The organism is Nocardia sp. NPDC059229, assembly GCF_042754165.1.
GTDB lineage: Bacteria > Actinomycetota > Actinomycetes > Mycobacteriales > Mycobacteriaceae > Nocardia.
Genome location: NZ_JBHZAK010000078.1, coordinates 1 through 1,237, shown reverse-complemented (window position 1 = coordinate 1,237; position 1,237 = coordinate 1). Strand labels below are relative to the sequence as shown.

The following is a 1,237-nucleotide window of genomic DNA, read 5'->3' as shown; positions in this document are numbered from 1 at the left end:
GGCGGGCTCAAACGGTCAGTGCGTCACCGCTGTTCAGGTGGTCAGCGTAGACCTCGGCGGGACTGCGGTAGCCGTGGATCTTGCGGGGGCGGTGGTTGAGTTCGTGGGCGATGGTGTCGAGGTCGCTTTGGCTCCAGCGGCGCAGGTCGGCATTCTTCGGCAGGTATTGGCGCAGTAGGCGATTGGTGTTCTCGTTGGTGCCGCGTTGCCACGGGCTTCGAGGTTTGCACAGGTAGATCGGTGTGCCTGTCGCCGCGGTGATGGCCTTGTGGCCGGCGATTTCCCGGCCGCGGTCCCAGGTCAGGGTTCGGCGCATCGGCGCGGGCAGGCTGAGCAGATATTTCGTCAGGTGCGGGGTGACCTGGTGGGCTTTGATGCCGTCCGGAAGCGCTACCAGCGCGGTGAATCGGCTGGTTCGTTCCACCAGGGTGGCGATGGCGGACGGTCGGGAGCCCATCACGAGGTCACCCTCCCAGTGACCGGCGATCTGTCTGCCCTCGACTTCGATCGGCCGTTCGCTGATCGGCACCAGGTCGCTGATGACTCCGCGCCCGTCCGGACGGCGCGCTCGTTTCGGATGTCTCATCAGCCGGCCAGTTCGGAGTTTGCGTGACAGGGTTCGTTCGATCGCCTTTCGCCGAGGATCGAACAAGGTCAGATAGATCGCCTCATGCGAGACCTGCATCGATTCGTCGCCAGGGAACTGGCGGCGCAGCCAACCAGCGATCTGTTCGGGCGACCAACAGACCGCGAGCTTGTCCTCGACAAGGACTCTCAGCAGCGGATTCCGGGCCAGCTTGGCAGGTTTCGGACGTCGCGCGCGCTGATAGGCCCGATGATCGGCCATGGCCGCGCGATAGGCAGTTCGTCCGCCGTTGCGTGCTATTTCTCGTGCGATAGTCGACGGCGAACGGCCCAAAGATGCGGCGATCGCCCGGGCAGACCGACCCCGTGCCAGGCCGCGAGATATCTCCTCTCGCTCGGCCATCGTCAGGTATTGAATGCGTCGCCGTGATGGCGGCCTGCGGATCCCTCCGGTCTGCGCGAGGAACCGCCGGACGTGTTGCAGTGGCATCTCGAGGGATCGAGCTATCGCACTGAACGATTCGCCAGCCCGCCACCGGCGCCACAACTCGTCCTGACGAGCAGCCGACATTCCGTAGTCCCGCACCCAAACCTCCACGCAGACATGATCATCCACGCGGTGATGCAGCGATCCCTTGAACCCACCATCGTT

Annotated in this window: 1 protein-coding gene; it reads right to left on the bottom strand. The window is 64.5% G+C overall.

The genetic code is table 11. The features are described 5' to 3' along the window. Positions 1-7: 7 nt before the first annotated feature. Complete coding sequence (locus tag ACFXHE_RS44145; RefSeq protein WP_379391782.1) at positions 8-1,156, bottom strand: IS30 family transposase; 1,149 nt, start codon at positions 1,154-1,156, stop codon at positions 8-10. Between the last annotated feature and the right edge of the window lie 81 nt (positions 1,157-1,237).

What these genes read in the sequence shown, in the direction of transcription:
- ACFXHE_RS44145 (WP_379391782.1), bottom strand. Translation starts at nt 1,156, where the DNA reads ATGTCGGCTGCTCGTCAGGACGAGTTGTGGCGCCGGTGGCGGGCTGGC.